The 19753-nt window shown below is 42.4% G+C and carries 13 protein-coding genes; 6 read left to right on the top strand and 7 right to left on the bottom strand.

From position 1 onward, the window contains the following. Positions 1-64: 64 nt before the first annotated feature. The 4 genes from HNQ43_RS04890 to HNQ43_RS04905 are packed head-to-tail and all read right to left on the bottom strand — an operon-like array spanning position 65 to position 3909. Positions 65-1471, bottom strand: coding sequence for a CotH kinase family protein (locus tag HNQ43_RS04890; RefSeq protein ID WP_183375350.1), 1407 nt, complete (start codon positions 1469-1471; stop codon positions 65-67). A gap of 1 nt (position 1472) precedes the next feature. Further along, positions 1473-2147, bottom strand: a complete 675-nt coding sequence (locus tag HNQ43_RS04895; protein ID WP_183375352.1) for a DUF4956 domain-containing protein — start codon at positions 2145-2147, stop codon at positions 1473-1475. A 9-nt stretch (positions 2148-2156) separates the two neighbouring features. After that, complete coding sequence (locus HNQ43_RS04900; protein ID WP_183375353.1) at positions 2157-2822, bottom strand: polyphosphate polymerase domain-containing protein; 666 nt, start codon at positions 2820-2822, stop codon at positions 2157-2159. Then, complete coding sequence (locus HNQ43_RS04905; protein WP_183375355.1) at positions 2815-3909, bottom strand: PepSY domain-containing protein; 1095 nt, start codon at positions 3907-3909, stop codon at positions 2815-2817. Before HNQ43_RS04905 ends, HNQ43_RS04900 begins: the two co-directional genes overlap by 8 nt. A 464-nt stretch (positions 3910-4373) precedes the next feature. On the opposite strand from HNQ43_RS04905, the gene HNQ43_RS04910 reads away from it, so the two are divergent. Beyond that, positions 4374-4661 (top strand): hypothetical protein, encoded by a 288-nt coding sequence (locus tag HNQ43_RS04910; RefSeq protein ID WP_183375358.1) that lies wholly within the window; start codon positions 4374-4376, stop codon positions 4659-4661. A 128-nt stretch (positions 4662-4789) separates the two neighbouring features. Here HNQ43_RS04910 and HNQ43_RS04915 read toward each other — a convergent pair whose 3' ends face one another. Then, complete coding sequence (locus HNQ43_RS04915) at positions 4790-6418, bottom strand: Na/Pi cotransporter family protein (RefSeq protein ID WP_183375360.1); 1629 nt, start codon at positions 6416-6418, stop codon at positions 4790-4792. 197 nt (positions 6419-6615) lie between these two features. On the opposite strand from HNQ43_RS04915, the gene HNQ43_RS04920 reads away from it, so the two are divergent. Continuing rightward, the gene (locus tag HNQ43_RS04920) at positions 6616-7986 is read left to right on the top strand and encodes a polysaccharide deacetylase family protein (RefSeq protein ID WP_183375362.1); all 1371 of its coding nucleotides are present in this window, start codon (positions 6616-6618) and stop codon (positions 7984-7986) included. A 32-nt stretch (positions 7987-8018) separates the two neighbouring features. Here HNQ43_RS04920 and HNQ43_RS04925 read toward each other — a convergent pair whose 3' ends face one another. Next, positions 8019-8525 (bottom strand): ANTAR domain-containing response regulator, encoded by a 507-nt coding sequence (locus HNQ43_RS04925; protein WP_183375364.1) that lies wholly within the window; start codon positions 8523-8525, stop codon positions 8019-8021. 59 nt (positions 8526-8584) lie between these two features. Beyond that, complete coding sequence (locus HNQ43_RS04930) at positions 8585-9802, bottom strand: glutamine synthetase family protein (RefSeq protein ID WP_183375366.1); 1218 nt, start codon at positions 9800-9802, stop codon at positions 8585-8587. Between the two features lie 213 nt (positions 9803-10015). Here HNQ43_RS04930 and HNQ43_RS04935 point away from each other — a divergent pair, with 213 nt between their 5' ends. The 4 genes from HNQ43_RS04935 (at position 10016) to HNQ43_RS04950 (ending at position 19742) form a co-directional block, all read left to right on the top strand. After that, the gene (locus HNQ43_RS04935) at positions 10016-12112 is read left to right on the top strand and encodes a glutamine synthetase III family protein (RefSeq protein ID WP_183375368.1); all 2097 of its coding nucleotides are present in this window, start codon (positions 10016-10018) and stop codon (positions 12110-12112) included. Between the two features lie 84 nt (positions 12113-12196). After that, positions 12197-13780 (top strand): asparagine synthase B, encoded by a 1584-nt coding sequence (gene asnB / locus HNQ43_RS04940; protein WP_183375370.1) that lies wholly within the window; start codon positions 12197-12199, stop codon positions 13778-13780. Positions 13781-13793: 13 nt separating this feature from the next. Further along, the gene (gene gltB, locus HNQ43_RS04945) at positions 13794-18275 is read left to right on the top strand and encodes a glutamate synthase large subunit (RefSeq protein ID WP_221247996.1); all 4482 of its coding nucleotides are present in this window, start codon (positions 13794-13796) and stop codon (positions 18273-18275) included. 12 nt (positions 18276-18287) lie between these two features. Further along, positions 18288-19742 (top strand): glutamate synthase subunit beta, encoded by a 1455-nt coding sequence (locus HNQ43_RS04950; RefSeq protein ID WP_183375374.1) that lies wholly within the window; start codon positions 18288-18290, stop codon positions 19740-19742. Positions 19743-19753: the final 11 nt, after the last annotated feature.

The following is a 19753-nucleotide window of genomic DNA, read 5'->3' on the forward strand; positions in this document are numbered from 1 at the left end:
ACTTTGAAACTTTAATAAGTTTTTCACCGCTTTAAGTAGAAGCGTTGATAATTTCTTAAAGGAATCAATCTTTTGGGGAAGTTGACAACAGTTTTTCCTTTAATATCTGATTTTTGTCATAGGCGTTCTCAAGATCCTGCAGATTGCCAAGATCTGGGATATTCACGGAAGTTTCAATTTGTTTAGGATTTTCTTCAAGATCATTTAAAGAGATTGCGGAGGATCCTTCAAGCTGGCTGCGAATACTTTTGGAACGGTCTACACATAGCTGATATAAAGTGCTGACCGCAAGTTCATGCTCCTCAAAAGATACATAGGCGCTCGGATCTTTTTTGACATAGGGCGCAATCATCGAAGATTCTTTTAAAAACCAAGTTTTGAGCCATTGACTATCTATATTTTGGGTCAGGAAGGTGTCAAATAAATCAAGATATTCATCCTGATAGGATTCTACGAGATTTGTAAACAAAGGCCGGTTTTCCAGAACGTTTTCATACCAGGGCGTTAAGATTGGAAAGTTGATCAGATACGTATTGTCCTGTATCGGATCGGTCATTTCAAAACAATACGTTCCAAATCCAAGATTTTGATCCCAAGGAAGTATTTGTATTTTTCCTTGCTCTTCATAAAGATAGTAATTATGACCGGTCGGACCCATGTAACTGTCCCAATTCATGATAAAAACCAAGACGACAAAATATCGCAAGGTATGATCGACATCGACATATTGTTCGAGGTCTTTGTTTAAGTTTAGCTGACGGATGCTTTCGATCAGATTCTTTTTATCTTCTGGATCTGCGTTCGTTTTCGCATGATCAAAGATTCCCGGATAGGATGTGCTCATTTCTCCCAAGTAACATAACCCGATATCTCGATTATCGTATTCCAGGCGTTTGTAGTCAGGCTTATACAATTGGCCATGAGAATTCCCGTACTGGCGTTTTAAAAATCCATCCTCAATTTCTTCAATAACGACATAGAGCCCGATGGGTTCCTGATTGATCGTGACCCACGCAAAAGAACAAAGAGGGCTTAAGACACCCATCCGTTGATAAAGATCATAAGCCAGTTTGGTTTTTAAATAACTGTTATCTTGAAAAGAAGCATCCAAAGTAAGTTTGTCCAGGCCATGATACGTCACGCCATCTTCATAATGATCAAATTCAATTTTATAGCTGTAGCGTGACAATCCATATTCTTTGCTTAGGGAAAGCGAGTTGTTCCCTTTGATTCGCAAGCCGACTCCGGCGATGGTTTCCTCATCGATTTTTATATCTGCCATTACGTATTCTTCTTTTTCCCATAATGCGGCCACATCATCGACCTGAAGATTGATTTGATGAACATACGAGTCATCAAATAATAATTTTTCATAGCCCATAACAGGGGTTGTTTTCCAAAAAAGGGCAATGACCAAACCGATGGCAAATACAATCAAAACGATCTTGTCAAAGTATTTCTTTGTATACATATCAGCCTAAAAATTCACCATTATAAGATATTAATGAAGCTTCTTTGATTCCGTCTGATTTTTCTAAATCAGAAACGATATTCAGGTCTTCTTCCGGCGCGATGCGGACTTCATAAATCAGTTCGATTTCATTTTTGTGAGCGGTACGGCTCTTGAGCCGGGACTTTTTGGTCTTGTCCTTGATTTGTTTCGATAGATCAGCAGCACTTTGACTATCCTGTACTTTTAAGATCAAAAGATAAGGCGTATGAACATAAGTTCGATCCCGAAGACAAAGCAGAACCAAACTGATGAGCAAAGATCCTACAAAAGCGAGGATATAGCCTCCGGCTGCCAAAATGATGCCGCCTGCCAAGCTCCAAAATAAGAAAACGATATCCATCGGTTCTTTGATTGCGGTACGAAAACGGACGATGGAAAGAGCCCCTACCATACCCAGCGATAAAACGACATTCGAAACAACACACATGATCAGCATGGCGGTGATCAAACACATCGCAATCAATGTGATCCCAAAATCTGCACTGTATAATACACCGGTATGTGTCCGTTTATAAATGACCGCAATGGAAATTCCCAAAATGAATGCCAATCCCATGGTGATCAGAATTTGAGAAAGGGTCTGGGTCGGAAATTGGTTTAAGAAGTCGGTATTAAAAATATCGTTGAATCCCATAAAGGCCTCCTATTCGTAGTAACGGGACATGGCATATTTTGAATAAGCTTGTCTATGCGGATTGATTATATTTAATAAATCGGCAAGAAAATCTGGGAAATAGCCATCGTATTTCACTTCCATGATGACATGATCTTCTATGGAAAAATGCTTGAATTCATCTAAGAAACAAGAAATATCATGAGAAGTTTGAATGTTAGAATCCAGGGTGATACGGACATTTCCATAAGGGTAGACAAAAGCTTTTCGTTGATACGATACGATGACCTTGGGTCTCATTCCGCTGTTCCATGCCATTAGAAATGCCTTGGCGAGAGGTTCTTTTTTTTCGGACAGAAAATGGATGTCACCATTTAAAAGGTCGTTAGCCTCCGCTTTGCTGAGGATGATGGAACGCTTTTGACCATGAGGGCCATGTTTTCGTTTGTTTTCCAAGCGGATAAAGTCCGGCTTTTCCCCATAATAACGGAGTCGAAATTTCTGACGAATCAAGTAGCCTTGGAGCTTTTCTTTATAAAATTGATCAAAAGGCGTATCGAAATAAAGAGAGTGGATCCAATATCCGTTTTCGTCTCCGTGCTTGTCCATCGTTAAGAAAGGCCGCAGACGCCTTTCAATCATCAACGCCTGCGGCTTGGTCAAAGTGTATTTACATTCTTGACGCCAATCAGTCATAATCTGAGTTTCCGTAACCGGAGTTGCCTCCGTATCCGGAATTTCCTCCATAGTTTGAGTTGTCCCCGTAATCAGAATTATTATAACTTCCTCCGCCAGAACCTCCAGAATTCGCAGGAGGAGTCGTGTTGACTGTCGGAGTCTGCTGCTGCACTGGAGCTTGTACGGCAGGAGCACTAGGAGTTGTATTTGATGTTGGCGCTTGCTGCTGTACAGGAGCGTTGTAGTCGGTTTGTTCGTAATCCGTGACCCCATCATTGAGAGGCCCGTAATCGGTATCGTCATAATCTGTGATGCCGTCACTATAAGGACCATAATCCGAATTTCCAACATCTGTCACTCCATCACTGTCTTTTCCATAGTCTGTGGAATGATAATCTGTGACCCCGTCATTCAGCGGACCATAATCGGTGTCATCTTTTGGGATGTCTTTTGAATTATGTCCGGCGACCACGACCCCTGTACGCGCATCTACATCGTATTTGTATTCAACGCCATCAATCGTGAATTCTAATTCATAGATTGCCAGTCCATCATCGAAATCGAATTCTTTCTCTGAAAACTGAGCTTTCGATGCATCCACCTTTGCCTGGGTCAAAGCAATCTCTTTGGCCTTGTCTAAGGAAATATATGTATTATCTTGATAGTTTGTATCGTAGTCATCACTGTCTATGATCACAATTCTCTCTTTCTCAGATACATGCGTACCGATGATATCTTCTAAATCGCCTAAAAAGGATCCGCTAGGCAAATAAGAGCCAGGCATCAATTGTAAGACTACATTTCTTTTTTTACCATCGATCGTATCATCCAAGTAGCCTGTTGATTTGATCTTGGTCATCGCATCATTCAAAGCGGTCTCACAATCTTTTCCTTCGAATTCGTACTCATCCACCATAGCTTGTCCATCTTTGTTCAAGCCTATCAGCGAAGTGACGTTGCCTTGCTCATCGTAGCGAAATTCGATCTGAGGATTTAGACTCAGTACCAGAGTCCCTTCTTTAGGGGTCTGTGCACTACTGCATCCAGTCAGAAGAATTGCCAGCGAACAGGCAACAGAAGCAACTGTTAAATAAATCTTTTTCATCTTCTGGTTCTCCTTTTCTCTTTATTTAATTGTACTAAAATACATCGACATCAAATGTTAAGAAAAAGAAAAGAAAATGTAAAAAGAACGTAAAATAAGCAAAATAAAATCTTCGGAATCAGAATTTAAACAAATATTCGGAAATATCTGAACTGAAAAAAGAATATATGTTTTTATGCATATTTGAGATGGGAAAAAGTTATCGAAATTCGATATGCATTACAGTGTTTGTATGAGGAAGATATTCAATGAAAGCTCTTATGTTTCTGTTTTGATCGCACTGCTCTTTTCCTAGATCATAGGTGTTTTTATTCAGGGTGAAGGAATAAAACTTGCGGTTTTTATCATAACCTTCTACATTGTAGAAAATGGAATATTCATAATTAGAATCGAAATCAAATTTCAGTTGCGATAAATATACTTCCTCATAATCAAAAAGATACGGAATGTCCAGGATGAAACTTTTGATTGACCAAATGCAAAAAAGCGATCCCAAAATCAAGCCAATCCCCCATGCGATTTTCAACCGTATCTTGTTTAGTTTTGTGACGGAAGTGATGATGATCGCAAGAAAAAATATTGTCAGCACAATAGAAGACATGCCAGATTTTATATATCCGGCAACCCCCTCTTCGAATCCCCCTTGGAAGGCGAAAACAAAAAAAGTCGGGATCCCTATAAAGAATAAAATACCAAACAGAATAAAAATGAAAAAAGCACATTTATATCTTAAATCTTTATTTTTTTCATGATCTAAATTCATTGTATGAAATTCCTTCCTCTGCGAATATCTGTATATAAAATATCATGATGGATTCTGAAAATTACTCGCCTGGTAAGGAATTTACAAAGATTTAACGGTAAGCTGTATTGCAGTTTTTTAATCCGATATCATGGGCTGAAAAAGTTCGTTATCGATTTTATCGATTTCTTCGGCAAGGTTAAGAGCGTGATCGTTGATGCGGTCATAGTCTGTCAGAATGCGGGAAAAAGAGATTCCTAATTCGCTGGATATTGTTTTGTTTTTTAATCCCTGGATCTGCATATTTCTCCATTCCTGGGTGTTTTCATCGATGTGGTTGTTATATTCACCCGCTTGTTTAAGATCAAAGATCAGATCATGCATCTTGAAAGTTCGGCTTTTCATCTTTTTTAGAATCTTTCTTTCTTCGTCTGAACTTCTTTCTTTAGAGATCACGATAGCTTGGCGATCCATATTGATGGCATAATCGGAGATTCGTTCGATATCGACCAACATAGTGTAGTAAGCCGTTAAATTTTGAGACGTTTCCTGATTAAGATTCCCATTTCCAAAGACTTCCGAAATATAATGGGAGATCGCATTATTTAAAAAGTTCACTGTCTTTTCTCTTTTTTGGATGGATTTAGAACGCTCTTCCTGATAATGGATCAGCTGATCAAAGGCATCGCTGACATTGGCATAGGCTAGATCCATCATCCGCATGATTTCATCATGGACCTGCTGCACATTGATGGCCGATAACCCTACGATCTTATTGGCTTTGGGAAGCGGCTGTAAATACATCAAGCCTTCAGAATCCATGGCCATTTTTTCACCAGGCAGAATCCGTTGGGCAAAATCTGCAAGATAGGTTCCAAACGGCAATAGAACGATCGTGGTTACGACATTGAACAAAGTGTGCATGTTGGCAATCTGCTGCGGTGCATTGCCCGGTGTCCAGCCTTCTACTAAAGTTGTCAAAGGAGTCAGGATGCAGATCGTTGTGAATAAAATCGTGCCGATGATATTAAAGCTGAGATGGATGATCGTAGTTTGTTTCGCTTCCCGGCTCGTTCCGATTGAAGCTAATACCGCCGTGATGCAGGTTCCGATATTTTGCCCAAACAACACAAAGACAGAGCCTTGCAGCCCAATCACACCGCTTCTGGCCAGCGCCTGCAAGATTCCTAAGGAAGCGGAAGAGCTCTGAATCAAGGCGGTAAATAAAGCGCCGACAAGAATACCGATGGCCGGATTGGCAAACTGTGTGATCATAGAGATAAACAAAGCAGATTCTCGTAAAGGTTCCATGGATGTAGACATCATATCCATCCCGATAAATAAGATTCCTAGACCAGAAACGATAGAGCCTAGAGAATGAAGCCTTGGATTCTTTAAAAAGACGATCATCACAACACCCGCAAACGCAAATAACGGAGCGATCTCACTGATATTTAACGCAACCAGCTGGCCGGTGATCGTGGTTCCGATGTTGGCGCCCATAATGATCCAGACCGCTTGGCGAAGAGTCATCAGTCTGGCGTTGACAAAACCGATGACCATGACGGTAGTGGCACTGCTGGATTGGATAATGGCCGTGATTACGGCTCCGACAAGGACACCTAAGAAGCGGTTGGATGTCAGTTTTTCCAGAATGGATTTTAAACGGTCTCCAGCCGCCTTTTCCAAACCATCGGACATCATCTGCATACCATACAAAAACAGGGCGAGCCCGCCAAGAAGGCCCAAGATCAACGATAGATTCATATACATCTCCCCAAAAATATTTATACACGCATTTAGGCCATTTTCTCAGTAAATGAGATAAAATACAAATCTTTTTAATATAATCCGAAAAAGTTTTTGTTTTTATTTAAAAAATATTAAGAACTAAGATTTAAAATGAATCAGAATGGCAGATATATAGCTGTTTTTGTATAATAGTAATTATAAAGGACTATAGCATGAAAAGAAAATTGTATGGCATCGTTGTTGCGGCATTATATATTTTGTTTGGCGTCTATTTTTATCACGATCCCATGATCTTAAAAAATACAAGTTTAACAGTGGAAATGGGCAGCCATCTTGATCCTTATGACAATATTCAAAACATCGTTTTTGGAACAAAAAAAGATGTGGACATCAAAGGAGAAGTTGATTTAAAAAAGCCCGGAGATTATGTGATCACCTATGTGTTTAAAGATAAGGCAAAGACCGTGAATGTTGCGGTTCGTGACACCCAGGGACCTCATTTGGAAGTGGCAGATAAAAAGTTTGATTTAAATACAAAGATTCGCCCGGAATGTTTTGTGACTAAAGTTTCGGATGCATCCGAATTTGAGGTTTCTTTTGATAAAAAGCCCGATCTAGATCGTGTGGGAGAACAAAAGCTTAAAATTGTAGCCAAGGACATTTATGGAAACAGCACGGAAAAAGATGTCGTGTTAAATCGTATACAGGATAAGAAACCGCCGGTATTCCCAAAGATAGATAAATTGAAAGTGATGCAGGGAACATCCGAGGATATCAGCTCGCAAATAAAAGTTAAAGATGATCTGGATCCAGAACCTAAAGTAAAGATCGATACCAGTTCGTTAGATATCTTTACTCCGGGCCTATATACAATTACCGCCAAAGCCTCAGATCGATCCGGAAACGACAAAGATCAATCGCTGGAAGTCGAAGTGGTGCCAAATCCTGAATATTCAGAAAAGGTGGTCTATTTGACTTTTGATGATGGCCTCAGCGAAAACACGAAAGAAGTCTTAGATATATTAAAGAAACATAAGGTGAAGGCCACGTTTTTTGTGACGGGACATGATGAAAACCACAGAGAGTATATCAAAGAAGCCTACGATCAAGGGCACGCGATCGGTCTTCATTCATATACGCACGACTATGCGAAAATCTATTCTTCTACGGATGCCTATTTTGCGGACCTTGATGCGGTTAATGATATGGTAGAAGAAATAACTGGTCAAAGATCAGATATCTTACGTTTCCCGGGAGGATCTTCTAACCGCGTCAGTGCCAATTATAGCAAGGGCATCATGAGTCAGCTGACTGATCGCGTTATAAAAGAAGGTTATCAGTATTTTGACTGGAATGTGAGCTCGGGAGATGCCGAAGGAAATGATGTACCTAAAGATAGGATCATTGAATTGAGTTGTACGGATGCATATGATCATGTCAACCTGCTTTTCCATGATTCCAGTCCGAAAGATTCTACGGTTGCGGCGCTGGATACTATTATTCAATACTACAAAGATAAGGGATATAAGTTTTATCCATTGACGAAGGACTCGTATATTTGTCATCACAGCACTGTAAATTAAACAAAAATAACCTCTGGAACTCCGGAGGTTATTTAAGTTTCAATCATAGATTTGTCCACGATCATTTGTGCTACCGCTGCCTTTTTTTGACTTGAGTTCATCGATAGCTGTTCAATGTAGTGATGGGCTTTTTCTTCGCTCCAATGGTATTGTTCGATCAAGATCAGTTTTGCCTGATAAATCAAGCGGTCTTCACGAATGCGTCTGCGGAGCTTTTGAATCTGTAAATTTGCCTTTTGTACCTGAAGACAACTGGCATGCAGGCAACGCAATGCCTGATAGATGATTTCCTTAGAACAAGGCAGACCTAAGACGAAGATGCCGTCTTCTTTTACCTGGTAGGCGATTTGGTCATAAGTTTCTTTTTTCGACAACAACAAGACGCCAATTGGATATTGGGTGGCACATTGCCGGGCAAAGCGAATTCCAAACTCATCGGGAAGGGGCAACTGAATGACGCAGAGATCAAAGACTTGTTGCCGCAAATAGGTTTGTGCTTCTTGGGCAGAAGAAACACTGATTTGTAGAGCCTCTGGCATGAGCTCATGCAGGAGTTTGGAAAGCTTAGGCGATCGCGAGGCGACTAATATCTTAAGCATTACTCTTGAAAGGATAGATAGGCTTGCCAGATTGCTTCCGGAAGAGTTCGTTTCACAAAATCGCTGGATCTTGCGAGTTTAGAAGCCTCTTGAAGATTGCGGGGCAAAGGCTGTAGTTGCGATAAGATTTCTTCGCCGGCTTCGAATAAATTAACATCGACACTGGGCTGCGGTTCCAAGTTATCTTGAACGCCTTCTAAACCGGCTTCGATCAACAGCAGATAGGCAAGGTAAGGGTTGGCCAAACAATCGGGGGAGCGAAGCTCGATTCGTTTTGTTTGATTCCGGGTTGCCGGGATACGGATGGCTTGGGAACGGTTCTGAATGGACCAGCTGACATAGCCTGGCGCTTTAAAAGAACCCAATCGCTCATAGCTTTTTGGTGAAGGGTTCAAAAATAAGGAGATCTCAGCTAAACGGCGAAGGATCCCTGCCATAAAAGACTTTGTAAGATTATTTGTGCCGTTTTTATCAGAGATAGAAATGTTGATATGCATGCCGTTGCCGCTTTCTTCTTTTAATGGTTTTGGACTGAAATCTGCCACCAGACCATTGGCTTTGGCCGTCGTTTTTACCACCCACTTAAAGGTGGCCGCATCATCGGCAGAGCGCAACGGATTCGAATGCAAGAAGTCGATCTCGTTTTGACCGGGCCCTTCTTCATGGTGGCTTGCCTCGGGGTATAGACCCATTTCTTCTAATGTCAAAGAGATATTTTTACGGACATCTTCGCCGCCGTCTTCGGGGGATATATCCATATAACCGGCATTGTCTAATGGAATATAGGTGTTGTTTCCTGCTTCGTCCGCTAAAAACAAATAGAATTCAAATTCAGAACCAATCTCGATTTGATAACCTTTCTGCACGGCTTTTTCCATAGCTTTTTTCAGTAAGTATCGGGTATCTAATTCGAAAGGAGATCCATCCGGATATTGGATATCGCAATACATTCGCAATACCGCCCCATCCAGGGAGCGCCAAGGTAAAATGGCCATCGTATTGGGGTTGGGAACCAAGAACAGATCGCTGTGGACATCTTGGCAAAATCCATCGATGGCACTGGCATCAAAACTGATGCCTTCTTCGAAAGCGCGTTTTAACTCTCTGGGCAAAATGGAAATATTTTTTTGTTTTCCAAAAATATCGAAATACGCCAAACGAATAAACGTTACATTTTGTTCTTCAACATAATCGAGTATATCTTGTTTTGTATACATGTTCTCTCTCCCTTTTTTTTATGATTTGGTTATACAATAAATTACATTTTGTTTCAAATATTTTCAAAAATTTTCATCAAGTGTTGACTTTCCGCTGATTTTGGTTAGAATAAAGACCATAGAAAACGGCAAAGATGCCAGAATCAAGAAATCCTATCGGGTTTTTTGTCTGCTCTTGCCGTTTTTTTTTATTTTCTTAAAGGAGAGATCGATATGACAACTGACATCACAAAGATTTTTGGTTCGAAAGTTTTTAATGAAGATTGTATGCGGGAAGGATTAGCTTCGGATACATATCGTGAGCTGCAGAAAACGATCCAGGAAGGCAAACCGTTAAATCCGAAAATTGCCAACGCGGTTGCGCATGCGATGAAGGAGTGGGCTTTATCGCAAGGGGCTACGCATTATACTCACTGGTTTCAGCCAATGACCGGCGTGACTGCGGAAAAACACGATGGATTTATCAATCCTATTGAAGGGGGAAAAGTTCGTTTAACTTTTTCAGGAAAAGAATTGATCAAAGGCGAACCGGACGCCTCCAGTTTTCCTAACGGAGGACTTCGAGCTACGTTTGAAGCTCGCGGGTATACGGCCTGGGATCCGACTTCTTATGCGTTTATCAAAGATAATATTCTCTGTATTCCAACCGCATTCTGTTCATATACCGGGCATGCCTTGGACAAAAAGACTCCTTTATTACGAAGTATGGAAGCCATCAATACTCAGGCATTGCGTATCTTAAAACTCTTTGGAAATGAAGAAGTAACATCTGTGAAAACAACCGTTGGTCCAGAACAGGAATACTTTTTGGTCGATAAAGAATACTATTCCAAACGAAAAGATTTGATTTATACGGGACGAACACTATTTGGAGCACCTTGTCCAAAAGGACAGGAAATGGAAGATCACTATTTTGGAACAATCAAATCCCGCGTGCAGGCATTCATGAAAGATTTGAATGAACAATTGTGGGAGTTAGGGATTTCTGCCAAGACCGAACATAACGAAGTCGCTCCGGCTCAACATGAATTGGCACCTGTCTTTTCTACGACCAACATTGCGACTGATCATAACCAGCTGACCATGGAATTGATCCAGCGCATCGCGAAGAAGCATGATATGGTTGCCTTGCTTCATGAAAAGCCATTTGAAGGAATCAACGGCTCAGGAAAACATAATAACTGGTCCATTTCCACCAATACAGGTAAGAATCTCTTAGAGCCAGGAGATACACCTTATGAAAATGCTCAATTCTTATTATTCTTAGCGGCCATCATCAAGGCAGTCGATGAACATCAAGATCTGCTGCGTTTGAGTGTTGCCAGTGCCGGAAACGATCATCGACTAGGAGCCAATGAAGCGCCGCCAGCCATCATTTCGGTGTTTTTAGGAGATGAGCTGAACGCTGTGTTAGAAGCGATCATACATGAAACGCCTTATGATGGAGCTGAACATAAATTGATGAAGATTGGGGCAAGCGTGCTTCCTAAACTTCCTTTGGATACGACAGATCGAAACCGTACTTCACCGTTTGCGTTTACCGGAAACAAATTTGAGTTCCGGATGCCGGGCTCTAACTCCTCCATTTCTGGCTGTAACTTTGTGATCAATACGGTCGTTGCGGATGAACTTCGACAGTTTGCGGACGCTCTGGAAGGAACTTTGGATTTTGAAGCAACCTTGCACGATTTGATCAAAAACACGCTGAAGCATCATAAACGAATCATCTTTAATGGGAACGGATATGATGATTCATGGATCGAAGAGGCAGAGAAGCGTGGTCTTCTAAACCTTCATACAACTCCCGATGCTCTGCCTTACTTCATCCATGAAGAAAATATCGAACTCTTTGAAAGGATGCACGTTTTAGATAGAGAAGAAATGATGTCTCGCTATGAGATCACGATGGAAGAATATACAAAGATCATCAATATTGAAGCATTAACGATGATCAACATGGCAAAAAAAGAAATCTTGCCGGCGGCAACGAAATATGCAAAACAATTATCGGAAACGATCCTTAGCCAAAAATCTGTTTGTGAAGATATAGAGACAACGTATGAAAGTCAAACCTTAAAAGAGGTTTCTAAGCAGATTCAAGAGGGGTATCGCGCTTGCCAGGCATTAGAGGAAAAGGCAGAATGTCTGCATCGCATTAAGGACTTTGAAAAAGCAGCATTCTTTGTACGGGATGAAATCTTATCGGCGATGGATGGCTTGCGTAAACCATGCGATCTATTAGAGAACTTGGTGGATGAAGCTTTGTGGCCGTTCCCGACCTATGGCAAGTTGTTGTTTGGAATTTTATAGGATCTGAATCAAATATGTTCTCAAAGAATTCCGGCAGTAGAGAGTACTGCCGGATTCCGTAGTTTTAGAAGGAAGGATGATTTTATGTGTACGATCTTCGGCTATTTTAGTCCTGAGGCTGCACCCGAAACAGTAAAACAAGCTTTAGCGCCGACGACATCCCGAGGCCCAGATGCGATGAAGATTCAAAAGGTCAAAGGCGGAATTGTAGGCTTTCAGCGCCTTTCGATCATGGGATTGACGCACAGCGGAATGCAGCCGTTTTCTTATCAAGGAAATTGGATCGTCTGTAATGGAGAGATCTATGGATTTCGATCCATCAAGCGCCGCTTAGAAGAGAATGGAATCCGTTTTGAAAGCGATAGTGACTGCGAAATTCTTTTGCCGCTTTATGAAGAACTGGGCTGTGATATGTTCAAAGAACTGGATGCGGAATTCGCTTGTATTCTTGTGGATACGAAACATCATCATGTCATTGCGGCTCGTGATCCCATCGGGATCCGTCCTCTTTATTATGGATATGATCAACACGGCGATATCGTTTTTGCTTCTGAACCGAAAAACCTAGTCGCTCTTGTACAGAAAATTTTCCCTTTTCCACCCGGGCATTACTATAAGGATGGTCATTTTGTCTGTTATCGGGATCTGAGTCAAGTTGATACGATACGACATGCTTCCTTAGAAGATACTTGCGCACAGCTGCGGGAATATTTGGTGGATGGTATCCAAAAACGACTGGATGCCGATGCTCCGATCGGATTTTTATTGAGCGGAGGATTGGATTCTTCATTGGTTTGTGCCATCAGTTCAAAGCTTTTGAACAAACCGATCCGCACTTTTGCGATCGGGATGAAAAGCGATGCGATCGATCTGAAATATGCCAAAGAGGTTGCGGATTATATTCATAGTGAACATCATGAATTTTTGATTGATGATCAAGATGTTTTAAAAGCAATCGATCCTGTGATTCAAGTGTTGGCGACTTATGATATCACCACGATCCGCGCCAGTATCGGCATGTACCTTTTGTGTCAGAAAATTCATGAGCAGACCGATGTTCGCGTCTTGTTGACGGGAGAGATATCCGATGAGATCTTCGGCTATAAATACACTGATTTTGCACCCGATGCCCAGGCGTTCCAAAAAGAAAGCGAGAAACGCATCCGGGAGCTGCATATGTATGATGTGCTTCGGGCGGACCGCTGCATCTCCTCCAATTCGATGGAGGCGCGGGTTCCTTTTGGCGATTTGGCCTTTGTCGATTATTGTATGCACATCGATCCGTCTCAAAAGTTGAATACTTATCATAAAGGAAAGTATTTGCTGCGGCATGCCTTTGAGAAGGATGATATTTTACCGCATGACATCTTGATGCGGGAAAAAGCCGCATTTTCCGATGCCGTAGGACATTCTTTACGCGACACGATCTGTGCCTATGCCGACAGCCTTTATACCGATGAAGAATTTGAAACGAAAAGGAAACTGTATCTTCATGCGGCACCTTTCACTAAAGAGAGTTTATTATACCGGGAGATTTTTGAGAAATACTATCCCGGACAATCACAGATGATCATTGATTTTTGGATGCCAAACCGTACCTGGAAAGGATGCGATGTCCAAGATCCTAGTGCCCGCGTCCTTTCAAACTATGGACAAAGCGGAGAGTAAGGAGGAAGAACTTATGTTTACACCAATGGAACACGATGCTTGCGGGATCGGTACTGTAGTACAGATCGACGGCAAGAAAAGCTACGATGTCGTAGATAAAGCTTTACACATTGTCGAAAAGCTCGAACACCGGGCAGGAAAAGATGCGACCGGTCAAGTGGGAGATGGTGTAGGTGTCTTATTGCAGATTTCCCACTCGTTCTTTAAAAAAATAATGCAGAAGCAAGGTGTCGATCTTGGCGAAGAGCGGGGCTATGGGATTGCCGTGTTCTTTTTCCCGCAAGAAGAGTTAAAACGAAATCAACATAAACGTCTGTTTGAGACCATTGTCAAAAACGAAGGCGCTCAAGTCCTTGCGTGGCGAAAGGTTCCTTGCGATCCTTCGATCTTAGGACAACCGGCTCAAGAGTGCATGCCTTATATAGAACAGGCATTCATTCAAAAACCGGAAACGGTAAAAAAAGGCCTGGATTTTGATCGAATTTTGTATTTGATTCGCCGTCAGTTTGAAAAGAGTTGTCCAGAAACGTATGTTGTTTCTTGTTCCAGCCGTACGATCGTATATAAAGGGATGTTTTTGGTCAAACAGCTGCGTCTGTTTTATCTGGATCTTCAAGATACGGATTATCAAAGCGCTATCGCAATTGTGCATTCACGCTTTTCAACGAATACAACACCTTCTTGGCAGCGTGCCCATCCGAATCGTCTGATTGCGCATAATGGTGAGATCAATACGATTCGCGGGAATATCGATCGCATGCTCGCACGAGAAGAGAGTATGAATTCGGATTTCCTGGATCAAAATCTGAAAAAAATCTTACCCGTCGTCAGCACTTCAGGTTCAGACAGCGCCATGTTGGATAATACTTTAGAATTTTTGATGATGAATGGGATGGATCTTGCCAAAGCGATCTTGATTACGATCCCGGAGCCATGGAAACATGTTCCGATGTCGCAAAAGAAAAAAGATTTTTATCATTATTACGCCACGATGATGGAACCTTGGGATGGCCCGGCGGCAATCTTATTCTCGGATGGCGATCAGGTCGGAGCAGTCCTGGACCGCAATGGGCTTAGACCTAGCCGCTATTACATCACCAAAGACAATATGCTTGTTCTCTCAAGCGAAGTGGGAGTTTTAGATTTTGAACCAGAACAAATCGTGAAAAAGGCCCGGTTAGAACCCGGGAAAATGTTATTGGTAGATACCCAATCTAAAAAACTGATCACGGATGAAGAGATCAAAGATCGTTATGCTTGCGAAAACCCTTATGGAGAATGGTTAAGTCTTCATTTGCTGCATTTGAAAAACTTGAATGCTCCAGATAAAAAGCCACATAAACATACACAAGAAGAACGCGATAAACTATATAAAGTTTTTGGCTACACATACGAAGATATCCAAGATGAGATCCTTCCCATGGCTAAAAACGGGGCAGAGCCCACGGCATCTATGGGAACGGATATACCTTTGGCGGTATTGAGTGATCGGCATCCATCTTTATTCCACTATTTTAAACAACTTTTTGCCCAGGTCACCAATCCGCCAATTGATTCTTTGCGAGAAGAAGTAATCACCGATACGACAGTGTATATCGGCAGTGACGGGAATTTATTGGAAGAAAAAAGCGAAAATTGTATGGTCCTGGAAGTTAATAATCCTATTCTGGATTCCCGGGATATGGATAAGATCCGAAGCCTGCATCAGGAGGGGTTTAAAAATCATACGATCTCGTTGTTGTTTTATCGCGGGATGCCTTTAAAAGATGCTTTGGATCATATGTTTATTGAATGTGACCGCGCTTATCGCCAAGGAGCCAATATCTTGATTTTAAGTGATAAAGGGGTCGATGAAAGCCATATGGCGATTCCCAGTCTTTTAGCAGTATCCGCATTGGAACATCATCTGGTACAGACAAAGAAGCGCACAGCCGTTTCGATTATTCTGGAAAGCGGAGAACCGCGGGATGTCCATCAGTTTGCTTGCTTGTTAGGCTATGGAGCTACAGCTATCTATCCTTATCTGGCTCATGAATGCATTGAAGAAATGATCGAGAAGGACATGATGGATAAGGAGCCTTCCATTGCGATTCACGATTATAACGAAGCTATTCTTCATGGAATCGTCAAGATTGCAGCCAAGATGGGAATCTCGACTTTACAGTCTTATCAATCGGCACAGATCTTTGAAGCAATCGGAATTGCCAAAGAAGTGATCGATTCCTATTTTACGAATACCTTGTCGCGAGTCGGCGGCATCGGTCTAAAAGAAATCGAAGAGGACTTGATCTACCATCATGATCATGGCTTTGATCCGTTGGGATTATCATCCGATACGACATTAGACAGCTATGGTTTTCATAAACTGCGCTCCGGAAAAAGAAAAGAAGATCATCTTTATGACCCTAAAACGATCGTTACTTTGCAGGAGGCAACGCAAAATAATGATTATGAGCTGTTTAAAGAATACTCCGCCATGGTCAACGATCAACAGCGCCCCCACACTTTAAGGGCTTCCTTAGACTTTGTCCATGAACGACCCAGTGTGGCAATCGAAGAAGTGGAGTCGGTCTATGATATCGTGAAACGCTTTAAGACCGGTGCCATGTCTTATGGCTCGATCTCCGAAGAAGCACATACAACGATGGCGATTGCGATGAACCGGCTGCATGGAAAATCCAATTCTGGAGAAGGCGGTGAAAAGCCGGAACGATTGGGAACAGAGAAAAACTCTGCCATCAAACAAGTTGCCAGCGGACGCTTTGGTGTGACCAGTGAATACTTGACCAGTGCCAAAGAAATCCAAATCAAAATGGCACAGGGTGCAAAACCTGGAGAAGGAGGACATCTTCCGGGAAAGAAAGTCTATCCTTGGATTGCCAAGACTCGCTACAGCACACCAGGTGTGACTTTGATCTCACCGCCGCCACATCACGATATTTATTCAATTGAAGACTTGGCTCAGCTGATCTATGACTTAAAAAATGCAAATCAGAATGCCAGAATCAGTGTCAAGCTCGTTAGTGAAGACGGAGTGGGAACCATCGCCTGCGGTGTAGCTAAGGCAGGGGCGACCGTCGTTTTGATTTCCGGATACGATGGCGGAACGGGAGCAGCTCCTCAGTCAAGCATCCATCATGCCGGACTTCCTTGGGAACTGGGGTTGGCTCAAACCCATAAAGATCTGATCGCAAACGGGTTGCGCACCCGTGTTATTTTGGAGACGGACGGGAAACTGATGACTGGCCGGGATGTGGCGATTGCCTGTTTGCTGGGGGCAGAAGAATTTGGATTTGCGACGGCTCCATTAGTTACGATGGGTTGCCGTATGATGCGTGTTTGTAATCTGGATACTTGTCCTTTCGGCATTGCCACACAAAATGAAGAATTACGGAAGCGCTTTAAAGGGAAACCCGAATATGTGATGAATTTTATGTTGTTTATTGCCCAGGAACTTCGGGAAATCATGGCAAAGCTCGGATTTCGCTCGATCGATGAAATGGTGGGACATACAGAATGTCTTCAAGTTCGCCCAGCGTTGAAAAATCGCCAGAAAATGCTGGATCTAAGCGATCTTTTAGGGCAAGCGCATCCAGTACACTACCAGCCCTGTGATGCTTATGATTTCAAGCTGGAAGAAACGTTGGATCATAAAGAGATCTTGCCGCGATTTATGCCCTATCTAAAGAAAAGACAACCCCATGAAGAAACTTTCAAGATCTCGAGTACGGATCGGACGATTGGTACTTTATTTGGGTCCCAGATCACTCGAACGGCAAAAAACAGCCTGCCGGAAGATACGTTCAAGATCCACTGTATTGGGGGAGCCGGCCAATCTTTTGGAGCTTTTATTCCCCAAGGACTGACGCTGGAAGTGATTGGTGATTCGAATGACTATTTTGGAAAAGGGCTATCAGGCGGGAAACTGATCATCAAACCGGATCCTCGCTCTTCCTTTGTGCCGGAAGAAAATGTGATCATTGGCAATGTGGCTCTTTATGGGGCAACAGGCGGCAAAGCGTTTATTCGCGGCAAGGCCGGGGAGCGCTTCTGTGTCCGAAATTCAGGAGCCACCGCTGTTGTAGAGGGCTGCGGAGATCATGGGTTGGAATATATGACAGGCGGAATTGCCGTTATCTTAGGTAAAACCGGTAAAAATTTCGCTGCCGGGATGTCTGGAGGGATTGCATATGTCCTGGATACCGATCATGATCTTTATTTGCGGATCAATAAAGAACTGGTTTCCATGGAAGCTGTCAAAGGAAAAGCCGATATCGAAAAACTTCAGGAACTTTTGCGAGAACATGTTGCCGCAACGGATTCTTCCGTTGCGAAAAAGATTTTGGATGATTTTGAAGGAAATCTGAAAAACTTTAAAAAGATCGTTCCTAAAGATTATCAGATCATGAAAGATTCGATCAAAGCACTGCAGGATAAAGGCTTTCATAAAGAGGAAGCCGAATTAAAAGCCTTTGAGATGGCTTTTCAAAGATAGGAGGGGACGAGCATGGGAAAACCAACAGGATTTTTAGAATATCCTAGAGAAGAAAATCTGTCATCATTACCGCTCGAAAGAATTCAAAACTTCAATGAATTTCATGAAGAACTTGATGAAAACCAACGGCGCCGGCAAGGTGCTCGCTGTATGAATTGCGGCGTTCCTTTCTGTCAGTCGGCTATTCAATTAAAGGGGAAGGTGACCGGCTGCCCTTTGAACAATCTGATTCCAGAATGGAATGATGAAATCTATAACGGTCATGATCTTCAAGCATTATCTCGATTGCTCAAGACGAATCCCTTTCCGGAATTTACCGGGCGGGTATGTCCGGCTTTGTGCGAGAAGGCTTGCTTGAACGGATATGATCAAGATCCGGTAACCATCAAAGAAAATGAGTACTATATCATCGAAAATGCATATCGCTTGAAAGCAATGCAACCCAAGCTTCCAAGGCAGAGAACAGAAAAGAAAGTGGCGGTCATTGGATCGGGTCCCAGCGGTCTGAGTGTGGCATATGAGCTGAATCAACGAGGGCATCAGGTCACGGTCTATGAACGAGAGGACAAACCCGGGGGTTTATTGATGTATGGAATTCCTAATATGAAGCTGGAAAAAAGCGTGATCGATCGGCGGGTAGACTTATTAAAAAAAGAGGGTATCCAATTTAAATGCGGTATGGATGTCGGTAAAGATATCTCCAAGGAAGAGCTTTTGAAATCCTATGATGCGATCGTGCTTTGTGTGGGTTCTAAACAAGCACGAGATCTTGCGCTTAATGATCGTGAAGCCAAAGGAATTTATTTTGCGGTCGATTTTTTAGGATCCGTCACAAAACATCTTCGAACAGGATCAAAATGTGAATCGGCCAAAGGCAAACATGTAGTGATCGTTGGGGGAGGCGATACGGGAAATGACTGTGTAGGAACCTCCATTCGGCAGGGATGTAAATCGGTCACTCAGATTGAAATGATGCCTGAACCGCCAGCCCAACGGTTAACTTCTAATCCTTGGCCTGAATGGCCCAATGTTTTGAAGACTGATTATGGCCAGGAAGAAGCGGTTGCGGTTTTTGGTCATGATCCGCGAATCTATGAACGGACGATCAAGTCAATCGAAGTAAAAAATGGAAAAATCAAAGCGGTGATCAGCGTACAAGTGCGCTTTGTGAATCGTAAGATGGAGTTTGTCGAAGGCAGCGAAAAAAAGATTCCTTGTGATTTGTTGTTGATTGCGGCTGGTTTTACTGGAGTCGAATCGTATGTCAAAGAGGCCTTTGGTCTGACAATGACGAATCGAAACACTTTTGAAACAGAACCGAATCATTATCAGACAAAAGAAAAACCGATCTTTGTGGCTGGGGATGCCCGCCGCGGACAGTCTTTAGTAGTATGGGCCATACAAGAGGGTCGGGAATGTGCGAAAGAAATCGATTCGTATTTAATGGGATATACCAATCTTGAATAAAAAGAGGCAGA

Source organism: Faecalicoccus acidiformans, from assembly GCF_014202635.1.
Classification (GTDB): domain Bacteria; phylum Bacillota_I; class Bacilli_A; order Erysipelotrichales; family Erysipelotrichaceae; genus Faecalicoccus; species Faecalicoccus acidiformans.

Excerpts from the sequence above, each read along its gene's own strand:
- HNQ43_RS04890 (WP_183375350.1), bottom strand. The coding sequence starts at position 1,471 with ATGTATACAAAGAAATACTTTGACAAGATCGTTTTGATTGTATTTGCC.
- HNQ43_RS04895 (WP_183375352.1), bottom strand. The coding sequence starts at position 2,147 with ATGGGATTCAACGATATTTTTAATACCGACTTCTTAAACCAATTTCCG.
- HNQ43_RS04900 (WP_183375353.1), bottom strand. The coding sequence starts at position 2,822 with ATGACTGATTGGCGTCAAGAATGTAAATACACTTTGACCAAGCCGCAG.
- HNQ43_RS04905 (WP_183375355.1), bottom strand. The coding sequence starts at position 3,909 with ATGAAAAAGATTTATTTAACAGTTGCTTCTGTTGCCTGTTCGCTGGCA.
- HNQ43_RS04915 (WP_183375360.1), bottom strand. The coding sequence starts at position 6,418 with ATGAATCTATCGTTGATCTTGGGCCTTCTTGGCGGGCTCGCCCTGTTT.
- HNQ43_RS04920 (WP_183375362.1), top strand. The coding sequence starts at position 6,616 with ATGAAAAGAAAATTGTATGGCATCGTTGTTGCGGCATTATATATTTTG.
- HNQ43_RS04925 (WP_183375364.1), bottom strand. The coding sequence starts at position 8,525 with ATGCCAGAGGCTCTACAAATCAGTGTTTCTTCTGCCCAAGAAGCACAA.
- HNQ43_RS04930 (WP_183375366.1), bottom strand. The coding sequence starts at position 9,802 with ATGTATACAAAACAAGATATACTCGATTATGTTGAAGAACAAAATGTA.
- HNQ43_RS04935 (WP_183375368.1), top strand. The coding sequence starts at position 10,016 with ATGACAACTGACATCACAAAGATTTTTGGTTCGAAAGTTTTTAATGAA.
- asnB (WP_183375370.1), top strand. The coding sequence starts at position 12,197 with ATGTGTACGATCTTCGGCTATTTTAGTCCTGAGGCTGCACCCGAAACA.
- gltB (WP_221247996.1), top strand. The coding sequence starts at position 13,794 with ATGTTTACACCAATGGAACACGATGCTTGCGGGATCGGTACTGTAGTA.
- HNQ43_RS04950 (WP_183375374.1), top strand. The coding sequence starts at position 18,288 with ATGGGAAAACCAACAGGATTTTTAGAATATCCTAGAGAAGAAAATCTG.